The organism is Pseudomonas sp. AC463 (genome assembly GCF_979253585.1).
Genome location: NZ_CEEDDZ010000115.1, coordinates 1 through 466, shown reverse-complemented (window position 1 = coordinate 466; position 466 = coordinate 1). Strand labels below are relative to the sequence as shown.

The 466-nt window shown below is 64.2% G+C and carries 1 protein-coding gene; it reads left to right on the top strand.

The features are described from left to right. A partial coding sequence (locus tag AC0IYH_RS29355; protein WP_471837550.1) for a transglutaminase-like domain-containing protein occupies positions 1-364 on the top strand: 364 nt, incomplete at its 5' end. Positions 365-466 lie beyond the last annotated feature (102 nt).

Sequence of the window (466 nt, the reverse complement as noted above, 5' to 3'; positions counted from 1 at the left end):
GCTCAAGGTGCTCGAGGAGCGTCGCGGGGTCTGTCAGGACTTCGCCCACCTGATGCTCGCCTGCCTGCGCTCCCGAGGCCTGGCAGCGCGTTACGTCAGCGGCTATCTGCTCACCCAACCGCCTCCCGGCCAGCCGCGTCTGATCGGTGCCGATGCCTCGCATGCCTGGGTGTCGGTGTATTGCCCGCGCAATGGCTGGGTGGACTTCGACCCGACCAACAACATCCTGCCGGCGCTGGAACACATCACCCTGGCCTGGGGCCGCGACTTCTCCGATGTTTCCCCGTTGCGTGGGGTGAGTCTCGGTGGCGGTGATCATGATCCCGAGGTGCAGGTGACGGTCATGCCGTTGCCAGCCAACTGAGCGTGTCAGCCCGCTGAGTGGCGGGCTGTGGGGCTCAGCCGAGAATTACACGAATGACCGCAATTAGCTGGAAAGCACAGAAAAATCCCAAGGCGATGCGCA